The sequence below is a fragment of the Lacinutrix sp. C3R15 genome, assembly GCF_018860825.1.
Lineage (GTDB): Bacteria > Bacteroidota > Bacteroidia > Flavobacteriales > Flavobacteriaceae > Oceanihabitans.
The window spans coordinates 454,763-477,598 of sequence record NZ_JAHKPZ010000015.1 but is presented as its reverse complement, the minus strand read 5'-3'; the positions used below and the strand labels follow the sequence as shown (position 1 = coordinate 477,598).

At 33.4% G+C, this 22,836-nt stretch carries 33 protein-coding genes; 5 read left to right on the top strand and 28 right to left on the bottom strand.

Annotated features, from left to right (window positions below; genetic code table 11):
* Positions 1 to 53: 53 nt before the first annotated feature.
* From rpsM to rpsL, 28 genes are all read right to left on the bottom strand, one after another.
* Complete coding sequence (gene rpsM, locus KO494_RS07585; RefSeq protein WP_215966981.1) at positions 54 to 428, bottom strand: 30S ribosomal protein S13; 375 nt, start codon at positions 426 to 428, stop codon at positions 54 to 56.
* A gap of 2 nt (positions 429 to 430) precedes the next feature.
* A complete protein-coding gene (gene ykgO, locus KO494_RS07580) occupies positions 431 to 547 on the bottom strand; it encodes a type B 50S ribosomal protein L36 (protein WP_013305171.1) in 117 nt (38 codons plus the stop codon).
* Between the two features lie 10 nt (positions 548 to 557).
* The gene (infA, locus tag KO494_RS07575) at positions 558 to 773 is read right to left on the bottom strand and encodes a translation initiation factor IF-1 (protein ID WP_007094967.1); all 216 of its coding nucleotides are present in this window, start codon (positions 771 to 773) and stop codon (positions 558 to 560) included.
* Between the two features lie 10 nt (positions 774 to 783).
* Positions 784 to 2,127, bottom strand: coding sequence for a preprotein translocase subunit SecY (gene secY / locus KO494_RS07570; protein WP_215966980.1), 1,344 nt, complete (start codon positions 2,125 to 2,127; stop codon positions 784 to 786).
* 14 nt (positions 2,128 to 2,141) lie between these two features.
* The gene (rplO, locus tag KO494_RS07565; protein ID WP_215966979.1) at positions 2,142 to 2,594 is read right to left on the bottom strand and encodes a 50S ribosomal protein L15; all 453 of its coding nucleotides are present in this window, start codon (positions 2,592 to 2,594) and stop codon (positions 2,142 to 2,144) included.
* Between the two features lie 14 nt (positions 2,595 to 2,608).
* Positions 2,609 to 2,791, bottom strand: a complete 183-nt coding sequence (rpmD, locus tag KO494_RS07560; RefSeq protein WP_215966978.1) for a 50S ribosomal protein L30 — start codon at positions 2,789 to 2,791, stop codon at positions 2,609 to 2,611.
* A 12-nt stretch (positions 2,792 to 2,803) separates the two neighbouring features.
* Positions 2,804 to 3,328 carry a 30S ribosomal protein S5 gene (rpsE, locus tag KO494_RS07555; RefSeq protein ID WP_215966977.1) on the bottom strand — a complete coding sequence of 175 codons (525 nt, stop codon included), beginning with the start codon at positions 3,326 to 3,328 and terminating at the stop codon, positions 2,804 to 2,806.
* A gap of 6 nt (positions 3,329 to 3,334) precedes the next feature.
* Positions 3,335 to 3,691, bottom strand: coding sequence for a 50S ribosomal protein L18 (rplR, locus tag KO494_RS07550; RefSeq protein WP_215966976.1), 357 nt, complete (start codon positions 3,689 to 3,691; stop codon positions 3,335 to 3,337).
* Between the two features lie 10 nt (positions 3,692 to 3,701).
* The gene (gene rplF, locus KO494_RS07545; RefSeq protein WP_215966975.1) at positions 3,702 to 4,244 is read right to left on the bottom strand and encodes a 50S ribosomal protein L6; all 543 of its coding nucleotides are present in this window, start codon (positions 4,242 to 4,244) and stop codon (positions 3,702 to 3,704) included.
* A gap of 17 nt (positions 4,245 to 4,261) precedes the next feature.
* Complete coding sequence (gene rpsH / locus KO494_RS07540) at positions 4,262 to 4,660, bottom strand: 30S ribosomal protein S8 (protein ID WP_215966974.1); 399 nt, start codon at positions 4,658 to 4,660, stop codon at positions 4,262 to 4,264.
* A 68-nt stretch (positions 4,661 to 4,728) separates the two neighbouring features.
* Positions 4,729 to 4,998 carry a 30S ribosomal protein S14 gene (gene rpsN / locus KO494_RS07535; RefSeq protein WP_069831950.1) on the bottom strand — a complete coding sequence of 90 codons (270 nt, stop codon included), beginning with the start codon at positions 4,996 to 4,998 and terminating at the stop codon, positions 4,729 to 4,731.
* A gap of 3 nt (positions 4,999 to 5,001) precedes the next feature.
* The gene (gene rplE, locus KO494_RS07530; RefSeq protein WP_215966973.1) at positions 5,002 to 5,553 is read right to left on the bottom strand and encodes a 50S ribosomal protein L5; all 552 of its coding nucleotides are present in this window, start codon (positions 5,551 to 5,553) and stop codon (positions 5,002 to 5,004) included.
* Between the two features lie 2 nt (positions 5,554 to 5,555).
* Positions 5,556 to 5,867, bottom strand: a complete 312-nt coding sequence (gene rplX / locus KO494_RS07525) for a 50S ribosomal protein L24 (RefSeq protein ID WP_215966972.1) — start codon at positions 5,865 to 5,867, stop codon at positions 5,556 to 5,558.
* 13 nt (positions 5,868 to 5,880) lie between these two features.
* Positions 5,881 to 6,249 carry a 50S ribosomal protein L14 gene (gene rplN, locus KO494_RS07520; RefSeq protein ID WP_183486600.1) on the bottom strand — a complete coding sequence of 123 codons (369 nt, stop codon included), beginning with the start codon at positions 6,247 to 6,249 and terminating at the stop codon, positions 5,881 to 5,883.
* Positions 6,250 to 6,251: 2 nt separating this feature from the next.
* The gene (gene rpsQ, locus KO494_RS07515) at positions 6,252 to 6,509 is read right to left on the bottom strand and encodes a 30S ribosomal protein S17 (RefSeq protein WP_013869035.1); all 258 of its coding nucleotides are present in this window, start codon (positions 6,507 to 6,509) and stop codon (positions 6,252 to 6,254) included.
* 13 nt (positions 6,510 to 6,522) lie between these two features.
* Positions 6,523 to 6,714 (bottom strand): 50S ribosomal protein L29, encoded by a 192-nt coding sequence (gene rpmC / locus KO494_RS07510; RefSeq protein WP_215967034.1) that lies wholly within the window; start codon positions 6,712 to 6,714, stop codon positions 6,523 to 6,525.
* A gap of 12 nt (positions 6,715 to 6,726) precedes the next feature.
* Complete coding sequence (gene rplP / locus KO494_RS07505; RefSeq protein ID WP_055442878.1) at positions 6,727 to 7,146, bottom strand: 50S ribosomal protein L16; 420 nt, start codon at positions 7,144 to 7,146, stop codon at positions 6,727 to 6,729.
* 20 nt (positions 7,147 to 7,166) lie between these two features.
* Entirely contained in the window at positions 7,167 to 7,889 is a 723-nt protein-coding gene (gene rpsC, locus KO494_RS07500; RefSeq protein ID WP_215966971.1) for a 30S ribosomal protein S3, read from the bottom strand.
* Between the two features lie 7 nt (positions 7,890 to 7,896).
* Positions 7,897 to 8,304: a 50S ribosomal protein L22 gene (rplV, locus tag KO494_RS07495; protein ID WP_215966970.1), complete on the bottom strand. Its 408-nt coding sequence runs from the start codon at positions 8,302 to 8,304 to the stop codon at positions 7,897 to 7,899.
* A 6-nt stretch (positions 8,305 to 8,310) separates the two neighbouring features.
* Positions 8,311 to 8,589 (bottom strand): 30S ribosomal protein S19, encoded by a 279-nt coding sequence (rpsS, locus tag KO494_RS07490; protein ID WP_215966969.1) that lies wholly within the window; start codon positions 8,587 to 8,589, stop codon positions 8,311 to 8,313.
* Between the two features lie 3 nt (positions 8,590 to 8,592).
* Entirely contained in the window at positions 8,593 to 9,417 is an 825-nt protein-coding gene (rplB, locus tag KO494_RS07485) for a 50S ribosomal protein L2 (RefSeq protein WP_215966968.1), read from the bottom strand.
* Positions 9,418 to 9,427: 10 nt separating this feature from the next.
* Entirely contained in the window at positions 9,428 to 9,718 is a 291-nt protein-coding gene (rplW, locus tag KO494_RS07480; RefSeq protein ID WP_055442882.1) for a 50S ribosomal protein L23, read from the bottom strand.
* Between the two features lie 7 nt (positions 9,719 to 9,725).
* Complete coding sequence (gene rplD, locus KO494_RS07475) at positions 9,726 to 10,355, bottom strand: 50S ribosomal protein L4 (RefSeq protein ID WP_215966967.1); 630 nt, start codon at positions 10,353 to 10,355, stop codon at positions 9,726 to 9,728.
* The gene (gene rplC / locus KO494_RS07470; protein WP_215966966.1) at positions 10,355 to 10,972 is read right to left on the bottom strand and encodes a 50S ribosomal protein L3; all 618 of its coding nucleotides are present in this window, start codon (positions 10,970 to 10,972) and stop codon (positions 10,355 to 10,357) included. Before rplC ends, rplD begins: the two co-directional genes overlap by 1 nt.
* A gap of 120 nt (positions 10,973 to 11,092) precedes the next feature.
* On the bottom strand, positions 11,093 to 11,398 hold the full coding sequence (gene rpsJ / locus KO494_RS07465; RefSeq protein WP_010181931.1) for a 30S ribosomal protein S10: 306 nt from the start codon (positions 11,396 to 11,398) through the stop codon (positions 11,093 to 11,095).
* 12 nt (positions 11,399 to 11,410) lie between these two features.
* Positions 11,411 to 13,537, bottom strand: a complete 2,127-nt coding sequence (gene fusA, locus KO494_RS07460; protein WP_215966965.1) for an elongation factor G — start codon at positions 13,535 to 13,537, stop codon at positions 11,411 to 11,413.
* A 6-nt stretch (positions 13,538 to 13,543) separates the two neighbouring features.
* On the bottom strand, positions 13,544 to 14,020 hold the full coding sequence (gene rpsG, locus KO494_RS07455) for a 30S ribosomal protein S7 (RefSeq protein WP_215966964.1): 477 nt from the start codon (positions 14,018 to 14,020) through the stop codon (positions 13,544 to 13,546).
* A gap of 21 nt (positions 14,021 to 14,041) precedes the next feature.
* On the bottom strand, positions 14,042 to 14,416 hold the full coding sequence (gene rpsL / locus KO494_RS07450; RefSeq protein WP_008269190.1) for a 30S ribosomal protein S12: 375 nt from the start codon (positions 14,414 to 14,416) through the stop codon (positions 14,042 to 14,044).
* A 183-nt stretch (positions 14,417 to 14,599) separates the two neighbouring features.
* Between rpsL and KO494_RS07445 the strand changes: the two genes are divergently transcribed.
* The 5 genes from KO494_RS07445 (at position 14,600) to KO494_RS07425 (ending at position 22,724) form a co-directional block, all read left to right on the top strand.
* Positions 14,600 to 16,294, top strand: coding sequence for a POTRA domain-containing protein (locus KO494_RS07445; RefSeq protein ID WP_252730347.1), 1,695 nt, complete (start codon positions 14,600 to 14,602; stop codon positions 16,292 to 16,294).
* A 120-nt stretch (positions 16,295 to 16,414) separates the two neighbouring features.
* A complete protein-coding gene (locus KO494_RS07440; protein WP_215966963.1) occupies positions 16,415 to 19,567 on the top strand; it encodes a SusC/RagA family TonB-linked outer membrane protein in 3,153 nt (1,050 codons plus the stop codon).
* Between the two features lie 11 nt (positions 19,568 to 19,578).
* A complete protein-coding gene (locus tag KO494_RS07435) occupies positions 19,579 to 21,012 on the top strand; it encodes a SusD/RagB family nutrient-binding outer membrane lipoprotein (RefSeq protein ID WP_215966962.1) in 1,434 nt (477 codons plus the stop codon).
* A gap of 17 nt (positions 21,013 to 21,029) precedes the next feature.
* Positions 21,030 to 21,821: a hypothetical protein gene (locus KO494_RS07430; protein WP_215966961.1), complete on the top strand. Its 792-nt coding sequence runs from the start codon at positions 21,030 to 21,032 to the stop codon at positions 21,819 to 21,821.
* A gap of 27 nt (positions 21,822 to 21,848) precedes the next feature.
* Positions 21,849 to 22,724 (top strand): hypothetical protein, encoded by an 876-nt coding sequence (locus KO494_RS07425; protein ID WP_215966960.1) that lies wholly within the window; start codon positions 21,849 to 21,851, stop codon positions 22,722 to 22,724.
* Positions 22,725 to 22,836 lie beyond the last annotated feature (112 nt).

The following is a 22,836-nucleotide window of genomic DNA, read 5'->3' as shown; positions in this document are numbered from 1 at the left end:
CTTTAAATTTCAAACAGATTCTTTCCAACGTCTAAAGACTAAAGACTATATTATTATTTAGTTGCTTTTTTCTTGTTAGCAACAGTTTTTCTTCTACCTTTTCTAGTTCTAGAGTTGTTTTTAGTTCGTTGTCCTCTTAATGGAAGACCAGATCTATGACGAATACCTCTGTAACATCCAATATCCATTAATCTCTTAATGTTTATTTGAGTTTCAGAACGTAATTCACCCTCAATTGTGTACGTACCAACAGCATCACGAATGGCTGCTATTTGGTCATCGTTCCAATCTTGAACTTTAATACTTTCGTCAACTTTAGCTGCTGCTAAAATTTCTTTTGATCTGCTTCTACCTACTCCGTAGATATAAGTTAGAGATATTACTCCTCTTTTCTGTTTTGGTATGTCTACACCTGCAATTCTTGCCATAATTACCCTTGTCTTTGTTTGAATCTAGGATTCTTTTTGTTAATCACGTAAAGTCTACCTTTTCTACGCACTATTTTACAATCTGCGCTTCTTTTTTTAACTGATGCTCTTACTTTCATCGTATTGGTATTAGTATCTATAAGTTATACGAGCCTTCGTTAAATCGTAAGGACTCATTTCTAATTTTACTTTATCTCCTGGTAATAATTTAATGTAATGCATTCGCATTTTACCCGAGATATGTGCTGTCACAATGTGACCATTTTCTAATTCAACACGAAACATTGCATTAGATAATGCTTCAATAATTGTTCCGTCTTGTTCTATTGCTGCTTGTTTTGCCATAGTATTATAATTAAGCTACTGCTTTTCTATTTTTACCAGTTTTCATTAAGCCATCATAGTGTCTATTTAACAAGTAAGAATTTACTTGTTGCATAGTGTCAATTGCAACTCCAACCATAATTAATAGTGATGTACCACCAAAAAATAAGGCCCAACCAGATTGCACATTCATTAGCTTAACTATAAATGCTGGGAACACAGCAATAAGTGCTAAAAATATAGAACCAGGTAATGTTATTTGCGACATGATTTTATCTAAATATTCTGAAGTTTCAGACCCAGGACGTATACCAGGAATAAATCCTCCGCTACGTTTAAGATCATCTGCCATTTTATTTGTTGGTACTGTAATTGCTGTATAAAAATAAGTAAATATTATTATTAATAAAGCAAATATTAAGTTGTACCAAAAACCAAACATATCAGAAAAATTTGTTTGCATCCATTGTCCAGCTGCAGTATCTTTTAAGAATGAAGAGCTACCTATTAAACCTGGTACAAACATGATTGCTTGTGCAAATATAATTGGCATTACTCCTGAAGCATTAAGTTTTAATGGAATATATTGTCTTGATCCGAAAACATTCTTTTCATAACCTCCAGATGCTGTTCTTCTAGCGTATTGTACTGCTATTTTTCTAACAGCCATTACTAACATAATACTTGCTGCAATGATTGCTAACCAAATTACAAGTTCAAAAAGAATTAACATAACGTTATTTCCTTCTAATCTAGAAGAGGCGTTTAATAAGAAGTTTTTAGGTAAGGTTGCAATAATACCAACCATAATTAATAATGAAATACCATTACCAATACCTTTGTCTGTAATCTTCTCACCTAACCACATTGCAAAAATACATCCTGTTACTAAAATAATAACAGAAGAGAAATAGAATAAACCTCCTTGCCCTAATAAAAAGGCAGATTGAGGAATACCTAAAGCTGGTAAACTTGCTAAATATCCTGGTGCTTGTACCAAACATATTGCAATGGTTAACCAACGTGTAATTTGCGTGATTTTCTTTTGTCCACTTGCTCCTTCTTTTTGTAGTTTTTGTAAATAAGGAATAGCTATTCCCATTAACTGTACTACAATAGAAGCAGAAATGTAAGGCATGATACCAAGAGCAAAAACAGATGCATTAGCAAATGCTCCACCTGTAAATGCGTTTAGTAAACCTAATAAACCATCTTCAGTATTACCTTGTATACCTTCTAATTGTGAAGCATCTATACCTGGAAGTACTACTTGTGCTCCAAAACGATATACTAAGAGTAAACCTAATGTTAAAATGATTCGGTTTCTTAGTTCTTCAATTTTCCAAACATTCTTTAATGTCTCTATAAATTTCATGCTTCTTAATTAAATTATAAAGTTACTGCTTCTCCTCCAGCTGCTTCAATAGCTGCTTTTGCAGTTGCTGTAAATTTATGCGCTGTTACTGTTAATTTAGATTTTAATTCACCACGTCCTAATATTTTAACTAGTTCATTTTTACCAGCTAAACGTAACGTAATCATTGTATCTAAATCAAGAGTATCTTTAATTTTTTTATCGTCAATTAACTGTTGTAGCGTATCTAGGTTAATTCCTTGATATTCCTTACGGTTAATATTAGTAAAACCAAATTTAGGTACACGACGTTGAATAGGCATTTGCCCTCCTTCAAAACCTACTTTTTTAGAGTAACCAGAACGAGATTTAGCTCCTTTGTGACCACGTGTTGCAGTACCACCTTTTCCAGAACCTTGTCCACGACCTATACGTTTACCTTGATTTTTTACTGAACCTTCTGCAGGTTTTAAATTACTTAAATCCATTTGTAAGTGTTATATTATTTTGCTTCTTCAACAGAAACTAAATGTGAAACTTTAGCAACCATACCAAGGATATTTGGTGTGGCATCGTGCTCTACTACTTGACCAATCTTTTTAAGACCAAGAGCTTCTAATGTTCTCTTTTGTCTTTGCGTACGATTGATTGCACTCTTTACTTTTTTAACTTTTATCTTTGCCATCGTTTTCCTTTATTATCCTTTAAAAACTTTTTCAAGAGAAACTCCTCTATCACGAGCAATTGATCTTGCATCTCTTAATTGTAATAAAGCATCAAAAGTTGCTTTTACTACGTTATGAGGGTTTGATGAACCTTGAGATTTAGATAATACATCGTGTACTCCTACTGCTTCAAGAACAGTTCTTACTGCTCCACCAGCAATTACTCCTGTACCAGGAGCTGCAGGAATGATGTTTACTCTTGCTCCACCAAATTTTCCTTTTTGTTCATGTGGTAAAGTACTTTTTACTAGAGGAATACGTACTAGGTTTTTCTTTGCGTCTTCTACTGCTTTTGCAATTGCACTAGCAACGTCTTTAGATTTTCCTAATCCGTGTCCTACTACACCTGCTTCATCACCAACCACAACGATTGCTGAAAAACCAAATGCTCTACCACCTTTAGTTACTTTAGTAACTCTTTGTACACCAACTAAACGATCTTTAAGATCTAATCCACTTGGTTTTACTAGCTCTGCGCTTTTGTATTTTTGATACATAATTTCTTAGAATTTAAGTCCTGCTTCTCTAGCTCCTTCAGCTAATGATTTTATTCTACCATGATATAAATAACCACCTCTATCAAAAGAGATTGTATTAATACCAGCTTTTATTGCTTTATCGGCAACAGATTTACCTACTAAAGTAGCTATTTCAGATTTATTACCTTTTGCAGAACTAATGTCTTTATCTCTTGAAGATGCAGCACTGATAGTTTTACCAGTTACATCGTCAACTATTTGAGCATAAATTTCTTTATTACTTCTAAAAACAGATAATCTTGGTCTTGTAGCTGTACCAGATACAGTCTTACGAATTCTGTTTTTTATTCTTATTCTTCTTTCGAATTTTGATAGTGCCATAACTTACTTATTAAGCTGATTTACCTGCTTTTCTTCTTAATACTTCTCCTACAAACTTAACACCTTTTCCTTTATAAGGTTCTGGTCTACGGAAGCCACGAATTTTAGCAGCAACTTGACCTACTAGTTGTTTGTCAAATGAAGTTAATTTTATAATTGGATTTTTTCCTTTATCTGAAACTGTTTCAATTTTCACTTCTGGAGCAATATCCATTACTATATTATGCGAAAAACCTAAAGCTAAATCTAATTTTTGCCCTTGGCTTGAAGCTCTATATCCTACACCTACTAACTCTAAATTTTTAGTCCATCCTTTTGATACACCTTCAATCATATTATTGATTAAAGATCTATACAAACCATGTTTTGCTTTTTGATCTTTAGAGTCTGAAGAACGTGTAACTAATACGTTACCATCTTCTACTTTGATATCAATAGTATCAAAGTTTTGTGTTAATTCTCCTAATTTACCTTTTACAGTAACAACATTATCTTTAATGTCTACTGTTACGCCTTCTGGAATGGCTACTGGATTATTTCCTATTCTTGACATTTCTTTTGGGCTTTAAATTAGTAAACGTAACAAAGTACCTCACCACCTACATTCTCTCTTTGTGCTTGTTTACCTGTCATTACTCCGTGAGAAGTAGAAACAATGGCAATACCAAGACCGTTTAAGATTCTAGGCAATTCTTTTGAACTTGCATACTTACGTAAACCTGGTTTACTGATTCTTTGAATTTTCTTAATTACTGGTTCTTTTGTTTCTTTATTGTACTTAAGGGCAATTTTAATTGTTCCTTGTACTGAAGAATCATCAAACTTGTAACTTAAAATATATCCTTGATCGAATAATATTTTAGTAATTTCTTTTTTCAAGTTAGATGCTGGTATTTCCACCACTCTGTGGTTTGCTCTTACCGCATTTCTAACTCTAGTTAAATAATCCGCTATTGGATCTGTGTACATAACTAATTGATTTTGTGATCTTGGTTTTCAACGTTGGTGTTGAACCTAAAATCTGATTATATTTAAATTTACCAACTTGCTTTTCTAACTCCTGGGATTAAGCCTTGATTTGCCATTTCTCTAAATGTAACACGAGAGATACCAAAGGTACGCATGTATCCTTTTGGTCTTCCTGTTAATTTACATCTATTGTGCATACGCACTGGCGAAGCATTTTTAGGTAGTTTTTGTAATGCATCATAATCTCCAGCTTCTTTTAAAGCTTTACGTTTTTCTGCATATTTTGCTACTGTTTTTGCTCTTTTAACCTCGCGGGCTTTCATTGATTCTTTAGCCATAACTTAGTTCTTTTGAAAAGGTAATCCTAGTTCTGTTAATAATGATTTTGCTTCTTTATCTGTATCTGCAGAAGTTACAAATGTAATATCCATACCAGAGATTTTGTTTACCTTATCGATATCAATTTCTGGAAAGATAATTTGTTCTACAACACCTAAGTTGTAGTTTCCTCTTCCGTCAAATCCAGTAGCTTTAATTCCGTTAAAGTCTCTTACTCGTGGTAAAGCAGTTGTTATTAAACGGTCTAAAAACTCATACATTTTTTCTCCTCGTAAAGTAACTTTTGCACCAATTGGCATTCCTTTACGTAATTTAAAAGTAGCAACATCCTTTTTAGAAATTGTTGCTATAGCTTTTTGTCCAGTTATAGTTGTTAATTCTTCTAACGCGTAGTCGATTAACTTTTTATCTGCAACTGCAGCACCAACTCCTTTAGATAATACTATCTTTTTAAGTTGTGGTACTTGCATTACATTTTTATAACCAAATTCTTCTGTAAGAGCAGCAATTATTTTGCTTTTATACTCTTCTTTAAGTCTAGGTGTATATGCCATAACTATATTACTTCATTAGATTTTTTTGAAAATCTTACTTTCTTATCGCCTTCCATTCTGTATCCAACTCTTGTTGTTTCTCCTTTTGAAGTTAACAATGATAAGTTAGATATTTGAATTGCAGCTTCTTTTTCTACGATTCCACCTTGAGGACTTTGTGCACTTGGTTTAGTATGTTTCTTCACCATGTTTACGCCTTCAACGATCGCTTTGTTCTTATCTATTAATACTTTAAGTACTTTACCTTCTGATCCTTTGTGATCTCCAGCAATTACTTTTACTGTATCTCCTGATTTTATTTTAAGCTTTGTCATCTTTATAAATGTATTAAAGCACTTCTGGTGCTAATGATACAATTTTCATGAATTGTTTATCACGAAGTTCTCTAGCAACAGGTCCAAATACACGTGTTCCTCTCATTTCACCCGTTGGGTTTAAAAGTACACAAGCATTGTCATCAAATCTTATATAAGATCCGTCTGGACGTCTTACTTCTTTCTTAGTACGTACTACAACTGCAGTAGAAACAGCTCCTTTTTTAATGTTTCCATTAGGAGTTGCGTCTTTTACTGTAACAACTATTTTGTCACCTACAGATGCGTATCTTCTTTTTGTACCACCTAGAACACGAATGGTTAAAACCTCTTTTGCTCCAGTGTTATCAGCTACCTTTAATCTTGATTCTGTTTGTACCATAATTATTTAGCTCTTTCAATTATTTCAACTAATCTCCAACATTTAGATTTAGATAAAGGTCTTGTTTCCATGATCTTTACTGTATCTCCAATGTTACAGTCGTTTGTTTCGTCGTGTGCAACATATTTTTTTGTTTTTAACACGAACTTACCATACATAGGGTGTTTGACTTTTTTTACTTCGGCAACAACGATTGATTTCATCATTTTGTTGCTAGTAACTACACCTATACGTTCTTTTCTTAAGTTTCTTTTTTCCATCTTTTCAGCTGAATTATTGTAGTTCTCTTTTAGTTAATTCAGTCGCAATTCTAGCTACTGCTCTTCTTACAGAACGTAACTGTATTGGATTCTCTAAAGGGGATACTACATGAGCCATTTTAAGGTCTGAATAACTTCTTCTTGTCTCACTAAGTTTCTCTTGTAACTCAGCAGTAGATAATTCTTTAATTTCTGATTGTTTCATCATCTTAAATTATTATGCTTGATAATCTCTAGCAATTACAAACTTAGTTTTTACTGGTAGTTTTTGTGCTGCTAAACGTAATGCTTCTTGCGCTACTTCTAATGGCACTCCACCAATTTCGAATAAGATTCTTCCTGGTTTAACTACTGCTGCCCAATATTCTACAGCACCTTTACCTTTACCCATACGTACTTCTAGAGGTTTCTTTGTGATTGGTTTATCTGGAAAGATTTTAATCCACAATGATCCTTCTCTTTTCATGTAACGAGTAGCAGCAATACGTGCAGCTTCAATTTGACGTGAAGTTAAAAAGTTTGAATCTAATGATTTTATTCCAAAAGTACCGTATGATAATTGGTGACCTCTACCAGAGTTCCCCTTCATACGTCCCTTTTGCATTTTTCTAAATTTTGTTCTTTTAGGCTGTAACATTTTTTCTTTTCTTTAAAAAATTACTTTCTACGACGAGATTGATTCTTATTATCTCTTCCGCCTCTTCCACCTTTTCCTTGCTTCTTAGATAACCCAACAAGCGGAGAAAGTTCTCTTTTACCATATACTTCGCCTTTCATGATCCATACTTTTACACCCAATCTACCATAAGTAGTGTGTGCCTCAACTAAAGCATAGTCAATATCAGCTCTAAAGGTTGATAAAGGAATACGTCCTTCTTTATAGTGTTCGCTACGTGCCATTTCAGCACCATTTAAACGACCACTAATTTGAATTTTAATTCCTTCAGCATTCATTCGCATTGTAGCAGCAATTGCCATTTTGATTGCACGTCTGTATGAAATTCTGTTTTCAATTTGACGAGCAATACTTGAACCTACTAAAAATGCGTCAAGTTCTGGTCTTTTGATTTCAAATATATTAATTTGAACCTCTTTACCTGTAATCTTTTTAAGCTCTTCTTTTAACTTGTCTACCTCTTGTCCACCTTTTCCGATAATGATACCAGGTCTAGCAGTAGTGATAGTAACGGTTACAAGTTTTAAAGTTCTTTCAATGATTACTCTTGAAACACTAGCTTTAGATAAACGTGCGTGAACGTATTTTCTGATCTTATCGTCTTCGGCAAGCTTATCACCATAATCGTTTCCTCCGTACCAGTTAGATTCCCATCCTCTGATAATTCCTAAGCGATTTCCGATTGGATTTGTTTTTTGTCCCATATCTATCTTAGCTTTGTGTATTATTGTTTGCTCCTACCACTAATGTTACGTGGTTTGAACGTTTTCTTATTCTATGTGCACGACCTTGAGGTGCTGGACGCAATCTTTTTAACATTGCTCCACCATCTACTCTGATCTCTTTAACTATTAATTCTGCCTCTTCTATATTAGCGTCTTCGTTTTTAGCTTGCCAGTTTGCAATTGCAGACAATAACAATTTTTCTAAACGATTAGAAGCTTCTTTTTGGCTAAATTTTAATATGTTAAGTGCTTTTTCTACGCGTTCACCTCTTACTAAATCGGCTACTAAACGCATTTTTCTTGGTGATGTAGGACAGTTATTAAGTTTTGCAAAAGCGATTTCCTTTTTTGCTTCCTTAATAGCGTCTGCCATTTGTTTTTTACGACTTCCCATAGCTTTCTACTTTTTACCTTTATTTTTAGCACCAGCGTGACCTCTAAAAGATCTTGTTGGTGAAAATTCTCCTAACTTATGTCCTACCATGTTTTCTGTTACGTAAACTGGCACAAATTGACGACCGTTATGTACTGCTATTGTTTGTCCTACAAAATCTGGAGTAATCATACTTGCTCTTGACCAAGTTTTGATTACTGTTTTTTTGTTAGCTTCAACGTTAGCTTCAACTTTTTTCTCTAATTTATAATGAACGTAAGGTCCTTTTTTTAATGATCTTGACATGTCTTATTTCTTTCTACGTTCTACAATATATTTATTACTTGCTTTTGTTTTAGAACGGGTTCTATAACCTTTAGCAGGTATACCGTTTCTTGAACGAGGATGTCCTCCAGCAGATTTTCCTTCTCCACCACCCATTGGATGATCAACAGGATTCATTACTACTGGTCTAGTACGTGGACGTCTACCTAACCATCTTGTTCTACCAGCTTTACCTGATACTAACAATTGATGATCTGAGTTAGAAACCACACCTATTGTTGCCATACAAGTCACTAACACTAAACGTGTTTCACCTGATGGTAATTTAACTGTAGCAAATTTACCATCTCTTGCCATTAATTGAGCAAATGCTCCAGCACTACGCGCCATAACAGCACCTTGTCCAGGACGTAACTCTACACAAGAAATAATAGTACCTAATGGTATATTACTTAAAGGCATTGCATTTCCAATTTCTGGAGTTGCAGTTTCACCTGACACTACTGTTTGACCAACTTTAAGGCCGTTTTGAGCAATGATGTATCTTTTCTCGCCATCTTGATAATTCAATAACGCGATAAAAGCGGTTCTGTTTGGATCGTATTGAATAGACATAACTTCACCAGGAACTCCTGCTTTATCACGTTTAAAATCGATAATACGATACTTTCTTTTATGACCACCACCAATATAGCGCATGGTCATTCTTCCTTGACTGTTTCTACCACCAGACCTTTTATTCGGAGCTAATAAACTTTTCTCCGGCTTATCAGTAGTTATGGCGTCATACCCATTTACTACTCTAAATCGCTGTCCTGGTGTGATTGGTTTTAATTTTCTTACTGACATTTTAGTCTAATTACATGTTAGTGTATAAATCAATTATCTCACCTTCCGCCAGTTGTACAATTGCTTTTTTAACAGCATTTGTTTTACCATGTTGAATACCAGTTTTTGTAAACTTAGTACTTCTATCTGGACGGACATTAATAGTACGAACTTTTTCAACAGAAACTCCATAAGCAGCTTCCACCGCTTTTTTAATTTCTACCTTGTTCGCCTTAGTGTTCACTTGAAAAGTATAGCAGTTGTTTAACTCGCTATTAGCTGTCGCTTTTTCTGTGATTATCGGTTTAATTAAGATATTCATTTGTTTCTTATTTACTTAAATTCGTTTCAATTCCTTCTAAAGAACTCTCTAAAAGAACTACTTGATTTGCATTTAAAATCTTGTAAGTGCTTAATTCTGAGTTTGTTATCACATCAGAGCCTTTTAAATTGCGTGACGACAAATATACATTATTATTTGACGCACCCAACACAAACAGTGATTTTTTGTTTTCTAAACCTAAAGCTTTTAAAATTGCAGTGAAATTTTTAGTCTTTGGAGTATCAAAATTTAAATCTTCTAATACTACAATTGATTTTTCACTTGCTTTAATACTTAAAGCTGATTTACGTGCTAAACGTTTTAGGTTTTTATTTAATTTAAAACTGTAGTTTCTTGGTCTTGGACCGAACATACGACCTCCTCCTTTAAAAACTCCAGATTTAATAGATCCAGCTCTTGCTGTACCTGTTCCTTTTTGCTTTTTAATCTTACGTGTACTTCCAGTAATCTCACCTCTTTCTTTCGCTTTGTGAGTACCTTGTCTTTGGTTTGCTAAATATTGTTTAACATCCAAATATACAGCATGATTATTAGGTTCAATAGCAAACACATCTTTAGAAAGGTCTACCTTTCTTCCTGTGTCTTTTCCGTTAATATCTACAACTGCTACTTTCATTATTTTCTAATAATTACATAAGCGTTTTTATGGCCAGGAACACATCCTTTAACCACAAGTAGATTCTTATCAGTAACTACTTTTAAAACTCTTAAATTTTGAACTTTTACTGTGTCTCCACCCATTCTTCCGGCCATTTTCATTCCTTTGAATACTCTCGCAGGATATGAAGCAGCACCAATAGATCCTGGAGCTCTTAAACGGTTATGTTGACCATGCGTAGCTTGACCAACTCCACCAAATCCATGACGTTTTACAACACCTTGAAATCCTTTTCCTTTTGAAGTTCCTGCTACATCAACAAATTCACCTTCTGTAAAGTGATCTACTGTTATAGCATCTCCTAATTTGTACTCCTCATCAAAACCTTGAAATTCAACGATTTTACGCTTAACAGAAGTACCCGCTTTTTTAGCATGACCTAAGTCTGCTTTTGTAGCGCTTTTCTCTGTCGCGTCATCGAAACCAAGTTGTACAGCTTTATAACCGTCAACTTCTTCAGTTCTGACTTGGGTAACGATACATGGTCCAGCTTCGATTACTGTACATGGAATATTTTTTCCATTTTCATCAAAGATGCTGGTCATACCGATTTTTTTTCCAATTAACCCAGACATAATTATTATTTATTTATTTGTTACTATTTATTAAAAAACAAGGCTGAAAATACGTTTCAGCCTTGAATTGTATTTTTTCCGTTTTTCCCTAACCATCGTTAAGGACATGTAAGTTTAAACTTAAACTTTGATCTCTACTTCAACACCACTTGGCAACTCTAATTTCATTAGAGCGTCAATTGTTTTAGAAGATGAAGAGTAAATATCTAATAAACGCTTATAAGAGCTTAATTGAAATTGTTCTCTTGACTTCTTGTTTACGTGCGGTGAACGTAATACAGTGAAAATCTTTTTGTGCGTTGGTAATGGTATTGGACCAGTTACAACAGCTCCCGTACTTTTAACGGTTTTTACAATCTTTTCAGCAGACTTGTCTACTAAGTTATGATCGTAAGACTTTAATTTTATTCTAATTTTTTGACTCATTTTCTTAACTTTTTAAGATTGTTCTCCTTTAGCTGCTTTAATTACTTCTTCAGAAATATTAGAAGGTGTTTCCGCATAGTGTGAAAATTCCATTGTTGATGTTGCACGACCTGAAGATAATGTTCTTAATGTTGTTACATAACCAAACATTTCTGATAATGGTACGGTAGCTTTTACAGTTTTTGCTCCTGCTCTGTCTCCCATATCACTTACTTGACCTCTTCTTCTGTTTAAATCACCTACAATATCACCCATATTTTCTTCTGGAGTAATAACTTCTAGCTTCATAATAGGCTCCATGATTACCGCTTTTGCAGCTTTAGCACAGGCTTTAAATCCTAATTTAGCAGCTAATTCGAAAGATAACTGATCTGAATCCACATCGTGGTAAGAACCATCTTTTAATGTTACTTTCATTGCATCAATCTCGTAACCTGCTAAAGGTCCGTTTATCATTGCTTGTTTGAATCCTTTTTCAATTGAAGGGATAAATTCTTTAGGAACGTTACCACCTTTAATTATAGATTCAAATTGAAGTCCTTCTACACCTTCATCCGCTGGTTCAACAGTAAATACGATATCTGCGAATTTACCACGACCACCAGATTGCTTTTTATAAACCTCTCTATGATCTGCTGCTTGAGTAATAGCTTCTTTGTACTCAACTTGTGGTTGTCCTTGATTAACTTCTACTTTAAACTCACGTTTTAAACGGTCTACAATTACATCTAAGTGAAGCTCACCCATTCCTGATATAATTGTTTGTCCTGAAGCTTCGTCTGAACGTACTGTAAATGTAGGATCTTCTTCAGCTAATTTAGCTAATCCAATTCCTAATTTATCTACATCAGCTTTAGTTTTTGGTTCCACTGCAATACCAATTACTGGATCTGGAAAGTCCATAGATTCTAAAACAATAGGATGTTTTTCATCTGTAAGAGTATCTCCTGTTTTAATAGATTTAAATCCAACAGCAGCTCCAATATCTCCAGCTTCTATATATTCAATTGCATTTTGCTTATTAGCGTGCATTTGATAAATACGAGAAATACGTTCTTTTTTTCCAGAACGGTTATTTAACACGTAAGAACCTGCATCTAAACGACCTGAATACGCTCTAAAGAATGCTAAACGACCAACAAAAGGGTCTGTAGCAATTTTAAATGCTAAAGCAGCAAATGGCTCCTTTACATCTGGCTTACGTAATTCTTCTTTTTCAGTATCCGGGTTAATACCTCTAATACCTTCTTTATCTATTGGAGAAGGTAAATAACGACAAACAGCATCTAATAAGAACTGTACACCTTTATTTTTAAAAGCAGAACCACAAATCATAGGAATGATAGCCATATCCATTACAGCAGCTCTAAGTGCAGCATGCACCTCTTCTTCTGTAATTGAATCTTCATCTTCCATAAACTTTTCTAAAAGATTCTCATCATAACTTGCTACTTCTTCAATTAAAAGTGCACGATATTTACGAGCTTCTTCTTTCATATCCTCAGGAATATCGATTACATCGAAAGTTGCTCCTTGAGTCTCATCATGCCATACAATAGCACGGTTTTTTACTAAATCAATGATACCTTTAAATTCATCCTCGTCACCAATATTTAAAACGATTGGCACCGCGTTTGATTTTAACATATCTTTTACTTGTTGACAAACACCTAAAAAGTCTGATCCTTGACGGTCCATTTTATTAACGAAACCAATTCTTGGCACTTTATAGTTATCTGCTAGTCTCCAGTTAGTTTCAGATTGAGGCTCAACACCGTCAACTGCACTAAATAAGAAAACCAAACCATCTAATACACGTAAAGATCTATTTACCTCTACAGTAAAATCTACGTGACCTGGAGTATCAATAATATTAAAGTGATATCCTTTTGTTTCTGGAGTTGGCTGTGCATTTTCTAATGGAAACCTCCATGTACAAGTTGTCGCTGCAGACGTAATAGTAATACCACGTTCTTGCTCTTGCTCCATCCAGTCCATAGTTGCAGCACCATCATGTACTTCACCAATTTTATGTGAAACTCCTGTGTAATATAGTACACGCTCTGTTGTTGTTGTTTTACCAGCATCAATATGAGCCGCAATACCAATGTTTCTTGTATATTTTAAATCTCTAGCCATTTCTTATTAAAATCTAAAGTGAGAGAATGCTTTGTTTGCCTCTGCCATTTTATGAGTATCTACTCTTTTCTTAACAGCTGCCCCTTCTTCTTTAGCTGCTGCTAAAACCTCTGAAGCTAAACGTTGTGCCATAGATTTCTCGTTTCTTTTACGAGCATAACTAATTAACCACTTCATTGCTGTTGATACTTTTCTATCTGGACGAATTTGCATTGGTATTTGAAATGTTGCACCACCTACTCTACGACTACGTACTTCTACGTGAGGCATAACATTAGATAAAGCGTCTTTCCAAACCTCTAATCCTGTTTTCTCGTCATCTGTTTTCTTTTCTTCTACAATAGCAATTGCATCATAGAATACTTTAAAAGCTATAGACTTTTTACCATCCCACATCATCATATTAACGAAACGAGTTACTAACTGGTCGTTAAATTTAGGATCTGGTAAAAGCGGTCTTTTCTTCGCTGCTCTTTTTCTCATGTCTTCTTCTTAAAGTTTAAATTACTTCTTAGGGCGTTTTGCACCATACTTAGATCTACGTTGCGTTCTACCTGCAACACCTGCTGTGTCTAAGGCACCACGAACAATGTGATATCTAACTCCTGGTAAATCTTTTACCCTTCCACCTCTAACCAATACTATCGAGTGCTCTTGTAAATTGTGTCCTTCTCCACCAATGTATGCATTCACCTCGTTACCGTTTGTTAAACGAACCCTTGCTACCTTACGCATTGCTGAGTTAGGTTTTTTAGGTGTTGTTGTATAAACACGAGTACACACACCACGTCTTTGTGGACACGAATCTAAAGCAGCCGATTTACTCTTCTTGGTTATTTTGGCTCTTCCTTTTCGTACTAATTGTGAAATTGTTGGCATATATATTATATATAATTTTTTAAAATCCTCTTCTTAGAGGGCTGCAAATGTAGGAATTAATTTGAAAGAATCAAACTCTAAACCATTAATTTTTAATAGATTTTAAAATTTACTTTTCAAAGTATATTATTCCTATTGTTTTTCCGTTAGATTTACACAATTAAAAAAAGCGAAAACAGCATCGTGTCTAAATCTTTATTTTTAACAATATTATTATGCCTTTTATTTTCTTCGGAAATAATTAGCCAAAATTTTTATTTAAAAATCACAGGAGAAACCGAAGAAGAAAACAAAGTAATTGATTCTATATCTTATAAGAAATCTCTTGTAGATTATAATAGCGTTAAAGAAGAAGTAAATATGCTTCAGCAAAAACTTTTTCAAATTGGTTATATTGAAAATGAAGTAAAACCATTAGAAAAAGAAAATGATTCCTCTTACCTGGCATTTTTCAAATTAAAAAAACAATTTGTTGATATATACATTTATTACAACGATAGCATTGTTAAAAAAAACATTTTACAACAAGTCTCTAATAAAGTATATGATGATTATTTTATCTTACCTTTTAAGGATTTAGAAAACAGTCTTTATACTTTAAATTCTAAAATTAGCGATTTAGGTTTTCCTTTTAACAAAATTCAACTTCAAAATATCTCAATAAAAAACAAGACTAACTTAAAAGCTAATTTAATTTCTGAAACAAGTATTGAAAAAAGAAGTATTGATAAAATTATCATTAAAGGATATGATAAATTTCCAAAAGCTTTTTTAAAACACTATTTAAAATTAAAAAATAATACAACTTTTAATCTTTCTGAAATCAAGAGCAAAACGGAAGCGTTAAATGAATTAAATTTTGCAAATAAAATTAAAGATCCGGAAGTACTTTTTACAAAAGACTCTACCATCTTATATATGTATATAGAAAAAACTAAAAGCAATAATTTTGATGGCTTTTTAGGTTTTGGCACCAACGAATCTAACAATAAGATTGATTTTAATGGATATCTAAACTTAAACCTTAATAACAATTTAAATTCTGGAGAATCATTTGGACTAATTTACAAAAGTGATGAAAGTGAGCAAAAAACCTTTACTGTTAACTTAAACGTTCCATATTTATTTAATTCGCCAATTGGTACCGAAGTAGGTTTACAAATTTTTAAAAAAGACTCTTCCTATACAAATGTAAATCAAGTAGCCAAATTGTATTATCAAATAAATCCGCAAACCAATATTTACTTAGGGATTAAGAACACAAACTCCAATAATCTATTAAGTGATGAAAACGCAGTTTCTGAGATACAAGATTACAAGTCTAACATGTATACCTTAAAATTTAACTTTATTAAATTACAGAACAATTATCTTTTTAATAAAAATCTGTTTTTTTCTTTTGAAATAGGAAACGGAAAAAGAAGCTACCTTAACCAATCTGAAAATCAAACCAGCTTATCTATAGACGCTTTTAAAATATTTAATTTAAACCCAAAAAACAGTGCCTACATCAGGCTAAATGCATCTAGTTTGTTTTCTAAAAACTACTTAGAAAACGAATTGTTTTTATTTGGAGGCATAAACTCTATTAGAGGTTTTGAAGAAAACAGTCTTAATGCCTCTATGTATGGACTAGTAAACACAGAATATAGATACCAATTAAGCAACTCTCTCTACCTACACTCTATTATTGATTTTTCCTATTTTGAAAACAAACTAACAATACAAAAAGAAAAACTTTACGGTTTTGGGTTTGGTTTTGGATTATTAACCAAGGCAGGATTATTAAAATTTAATTATGCAAATGGTAAAAATGAAAATCAAAAATTTGTATTTTCTAATTCTAAGATTCATTTAAGTTTAACTGCAATTTTTTGAGTTATTAGTAAGCTTAAAAGCTTTACTTTGAAAAAAAATTCAAAATTTTAACCTATAATTATTGTTTTATTAACTTTTTATTATGATTTTTGGCATAGACTAATTCAAATAAAATATAAAATGAAAACAAAGTTTAGTGGAATTTTAACGCTATTACTGGCGTTTGTTGTGCAATTTACGTTTGCACAAGAAAAAACAATTTCAGGAACAGTTTCTGATGAAAACGGCTTGCCTCTTCCAACGGCAACAGTTATTATTCAAGGAACTAGTACTGGAGCATCAACCGATTTTGATGGAAACTATTCAATTAGTGCAAAACAAGGTGATGTTTTAATTTTCAGTTATGTTGGTTATGCTAACCAATCACAAACTGTAGGTGCATCTAGTAAAATAGATGTTTCATTACAACCAGACAACACTTTAGATGAAGTTGTTGTAACTGCTCTTGGTATTAAAAGAGAAGAAAAAGCACTTGGTTATGCATCTCAACAAGTTAAATCGGAAGAATTAACAACTGTAAGAGATGGTAACATTGTTAACTCTTTAAGTGGTAAAGTAGCTGGTGTTAATGTAACAAGCGCATCTGGAGCTGTAGGGGCAGAAAGTAGAATCGTTATTAGAGGTATTACTTCTATTAGTGGTGATACACAACCTCTAGTTGTTGTTGATGGTGTTGTATTAGATAACGGAAGTTATGGTAACTCTACAAGTAGTGGAGGTACAAGTACACCAAACGGTTTAGCTGATTTAAATCAAGATGATATTGAGTCTATAAACGTATTAAAAGGTGGTGCTGCAACTTCTTTATATGGTATGCGTGGTGCTAACGGTGTATTAGTTGTTACAACTAAATCTGGAAGAACTAAGTCTGATAAATTAGGAATTGAAATTACTTCAAGTGCTAGTTTTGAAAACCCATTTATCTTACCAGATTACCAAAACTCTTACGGTCAAGGTAACAGTGCTTCATATTTTGAATATGTTGATGGTGTAACTGGTGATGGTGGTGTTGATGAAAGTTGGGGTCCTGCTTTAGATGCTGGATTAGAATTTGTTCAATGGGATTCTGTTAACGGTGAAGCTACTCCATGGGTATCTTATCCTGATAACGTAAAAGATTTCTTTGAAACAGGTATTACTACTAACAACAACATAGCTTTTACTAAATCAAGTGAAACAGTAGATGCTAGATTATCTTTAGGATTAACAGATCAACAAGGTATTCTTTATAATACAGACCTTAGAAAATATAACATTTCTACTAAGGTTAATATGAAATTATCTGACAAATGGACTGCAGGTGTAAGTGTAAACTATATTAAAACAGAAAGTAGTAACTTACCATCTGTAGGATATGGTGATGCTAACAACCAATTAGGTCAGTTAGTATGGTCTGCAAGAAATGTAGATTACACAGCTTTAAAAGACTGGAGAAACTTACCAACAGGTTTTGCTGCTGGAACAGATGATGCAACTCCTATTAACTGGAATTTAGCATATAACAATAACCCATACTGGTCATTAGATACTAATACTAATGCATTTGATAGAGACCGTATTAATGGTAATGTAAACTTAGCTTACCAAATTAGCGAGAAATTTAGCGTTTCTGCTCAAACAGGTCTTGATTACTTCAACTCTTTAGATGCTAAAAAACGTGCTTTTGGTACTTATGAAACTCCTAGAGGTTCTTACCAAGAAGTAATCCGTACACGTTCTGAAATTAATTCACAAGCTATATTAAGTTATAACACTAACATAGGTGAAGATTTTAAAACGAGTTTAAACGTGGGTGGTAACATGATGGTTAACGACTACCACTTAAACAACATGGTTGCTGGTGAATTACAAGTTCCTGGTGTATATAATATTTCTAATACTAGAGATGGTGTTACTCCAACATTACAACAATTTACTTCTAAGCAACAAATAAACAGTATATTTGGTTTTGCTCAATTATCATATAGAGATTATCTATTTATTGATGTAACAGGAAGAAATGACTGGGCATCTGTATTACCAGAACAAAATAATAACTTCTTTTACCCAAGTGTAACTGGTAGTGCTATTGTAACAGATATGTTTGACATTTCTGGTGAAGCTGTTTCTTATTTAAAACTAAGAGGTGGTTGGTCTAAAGTAGGTAGTGCAGGTCCATTATCTCCTTATAGTATTGCTCCTTCTTTTGCATTCTCTACTTCTCCATGGGATTCAACTCCTGTAGCTTACTTACCTGGTACTTTATATAACCCAGAAATTGGTAATGAGGATACAACAGAATATGAAATTGGATTAGAGACAAGATTATTCAATAATAGAATTAACTTAAACGCTACTTACTACGATAAAGAAACTACAGATGTAATCATGGCTAAAGATATTGATCCTGCTTCTGGTTATACTGCATTTTGGGATAACGTAGCAGATATTACAAATAAAGGTGTTGAGTTATCTTTAGGAGCTAAAATCTTAAGAAGTGATGATGGGTTTAACTTAGGTGTAAACATTAATTTTGCTAAAAACACCAATGAAGCAAGCAACATTGATGATGATCCAACAACAAACGACGGTCAAGTTGTATTAGGTGGATTATGGAATGTAGATGTTGTTGCTCGTGAAGGAGAAGCAGTAGGTGCATTATACGGTCCTGGTTTCTTAAGAGATGATGCAGGAAATATCATTTATGAAAATGGTTTACCACAAGCAGATGCTACTAATAAAATATTAGGTAACATTAACCCAGATTGGACTGGAGGTTTAGGTATAAACATGTCTTACAAAAACTTTAGCTTATCTACTTTATTTGATGTAAAATCAGGAGGAGATATTTACTCTCAAACAAACTCTTGGGGTAAATTAGCTGGTGTATTAGAAGAAACTACTCAAGGTCGTGAAACTGGTATAGTTGGACAAGGTGTAATGGATGATGGTACAGGAAATTATGTTCCTAATACTGTTGTAACAAGCGCACAAAGTTTCTTCTCTACTACATATTCTCAAAACATTGCAGAATCTTCAGTATATGATGCATCTTTCGTTAAATGGAGAGAGCTAGCTTTAACTTATACTATTCCAAGTAGTTTATTTAAAAACACAGGAATTGATAACATTTCTGTTGGAGCAACAGTAAGAAACGTAGCTATTCTTTACAAAAAAGTTCCACATATTGATCCAGAATCAGCATTTAGTAGTGGTACAGGTAACCAAGGACTTGAATATGCTCAAATACCATCTACAAGAAGTATTGGATTCAATTTAAACCTTAAATTCTAAAAAAAAAGAATATGAAAAAAATAAAATATTTATTAGCGCTTGTAATACTAGGGCAAGCCCTTACGTTTACAAGTTGTGATGGTGATTTTGAAGAGACAAACACCGATCCTAATAATCCTGTTTCTGTACCTTCTGAGTTATTATTAGCTGGTATTACAAGATCTGCAGGAGATAGAGTACAAGATATCTTTTTAGCTGGTGAGGCTGGTTCATGTTGGGCACAGCACTTAGGAAAACCAGTATATAATACCAATGAGTTATACGTACCAAGAACAGCTTCTATTGAAACCTTATGGACTGTATTATATTCATCTGTAATTAAAGATGCTGTTGTAATGCAAGAATTAGCTGAAGAAGAAGGTAATAGTAATCTGCAAGGTGTTGCCTTAGTAATGCAAGCTTATGCTTACCAATTGTTAACAGATACTTTTGGAGATATTCCAATGAGTGAAGCTTCTCAAGGAGATTCAGGATTAATTACTCCTAAATATGACGATAGTGAAACAGAAGTTTATCCTGCTATTATTAGCATGCTTACAGAAGCTAATACTTTATTAAACGGTAATGGTAGTATTGATGCTAGTCAAGATTTAATTTACGGTGGTGATTACTCTAAATGGAAAAAATTCGCTAACTCTTTAAAATTTAGAGTATTAATGCGTGCTTCTTCTGGAGGATATGATGCAGCTGGTGAATTACAAGCTTTAGTTAATGCAGGTAACATGTTTACAAGCAATGACGATGAAGCTAAATTAGTATACTTATCTGCATCTCCTAATGCTAACCCTTATTTTGAAGGTTTAGTAGATGGTGGTCGTGTTAACGAATGGTGTTTAGGTGAAGAATTAGTTAATTATATGACTGCTACTTCTGATCCAAGATTACCAGTTTACGCTCAAGAAGTTGGAGGTAACGGTTCTGGTAACGGTTATGTAGGTAAGCCTGCAGGTATTCAAGCAATTGGAGATTCTTTTTACGGAGATTCTAACAATGTTTCTCTTATTGGAGAAAAATACTTAGAAGCTGAAGAACCTGCTTACTTATTAACTTTTGCTCAATTAAACTTTTTAATGGCTGAAGCTGCTGAAAAAGGGTATATAAGTGGTAGTGCTGCAGATTACTTTGCTGCAGGTATCGCTGCTTCATGTGCTTCTAACGGTGTAGGTGCTTTATCTATTTCTTATAGCGGAGGAGCTGCAGGGTTACAACAAATTGCTGAACAATCATGGGTATCTTTATACTTACAAGGATTTGAAGCATGGACAGAATACAGACGTACAGGATTTCCTGATTTACCTTTAGCTATTGATGCTCAAGAGTCTTCTATTCCATCACGTTTAACTTACCCAATTTCACAACAATCTGTTAATGGTGTTAATTATTCTGAAGCTGTATCTTCACAAGGTGCAGATGTATTAACTACGCCATTATGGTGGACAAACTAATTTTAAAAAAAAATAAAATGAAAAATTTAAAAAATATATTTTTAGCATTCGCAGCATTATTTAGTATTGTTGCATGTGAGACTGATGCAGATACTGTAGCAGAAATCGCAGATGAAGCTGGATTAATAGTAGATGTAACTGCTACAGCAAATAGTTCTATCTTAGGTAGTCCTGAAGCTGGAGTAGATTTAGAAGACGCCATAGTAACTATTACTAATGCGTATTTAGACATGACTGTTTCTCAAACAGCAGGAACTACTGCTAGTTTAGAAAAAATTGAAATTGTAAAATCATTTAATGGTGGTACAGAAATTTCTTTAGCAGAATCAACTACTTTACCTTACAACTTAGTTATTAGCGACCTAGAATCACTATTAGCTGGTACAGGTGTTACTGAAAGTGACTTACGTATTGGTGATGTTTTAAGCTTTAGAACTAAAGTGTACAAAACAGATGGATCTGTATACTACTTTAACTCTTCAATGGGAGATTATAGTTTAGTTGTTAATTGTTCTTCTGATTTAGCTGGTACTTATGCTATTAACTATACTTCTGGACTTCAAAATCATATTGTTACAGAATTAGGTCCTGGATTATATGAAATAGATTCTATGATGGGATGGCCAGGTGCTGGTTATGCAGTTACATTTACTGATACTTGTGGTGAACTTAGTTTAATAGATGAGTGGCAATACTCTAACCCTATCTATGCTGAAGGATATGTAGATAATGATGGTAACATTGTTTGGACTACTTCTGGAGTAGATGGTGTTTACGATGGTAGTGCTTGGGTTATGTACAAGCAATAATTTTAATATAAAAAAAGAAAGAATATTATGAATAAAATATTTAAAAATATTGGATTATTAGCTCTTACAGGGATATTATTTACTGCTTGTAATGAAGATGATAATACAAATGAATCTGTTGTAGATTATAGTACTGCTACTGTAACTCTTTCAACGTTATCACCTACTTCAATTGATGAGAGTGCAATTGATACTGACGTAGAAAGCACTTACCAAATTGAAATAGTTGCAACATTAGCTGAAACACAACCTGTAAATGCAGTAATTGACTTAGTGCAAACTGGAGGTACAGCTGATAGTGCGGATTTTGAAGGACACACAATTACTATTCCAGCTGGAAGTTTAAGTGGTTCTGCTACTGTTGACATATTACAAACTGGAGATATAGAAGGTGATGAAACATTAGTTATTGGTGGTTCTTCTAGAGCTAACTTTAACATTGCATCTTTTGAGCATACTGTAACTATCACTAATGACTATATCAATACTTTTATTGATTTAGATTTAGATTGGGATGGTCAAGTAACTATTGAAGAAGAAGATGTTTCTTCTACTACAGTAGAACTATGTGCTATTGATTTTGATGTTGTACTTTTTGATGCAGCAACTTTTGCTAACTTAGGTTACCTAATGGCAACTGCTTCATGTCCAGAAAGTGATTCATACTTCTTTGGTGATGGTGAATACCTTCTTATTGCTGAATTATATGACAATCCACATGCTGGATTTGGAGACACTACAGATGTACCACTTACTTTAAACTTTAACCATGAATATTTTGACAATAGTGGTTCTATTGAAGTTGCAGGTGCATTTAACTTATCTTCAACATCAGGACAATATCCTATAGCATACTTAACAGTATCTAATGGAGGTCAAACTTATGAAGTTACTGCTTATTAATTTTAAGTAATTAAATCATATTAAAAACCACCTCTTTTTGAGGTGGTTTTTTTATATCCTTAAATTAGTAAACTGTTACAGTTTTATACAATACTATAAAGTGAAATTATAT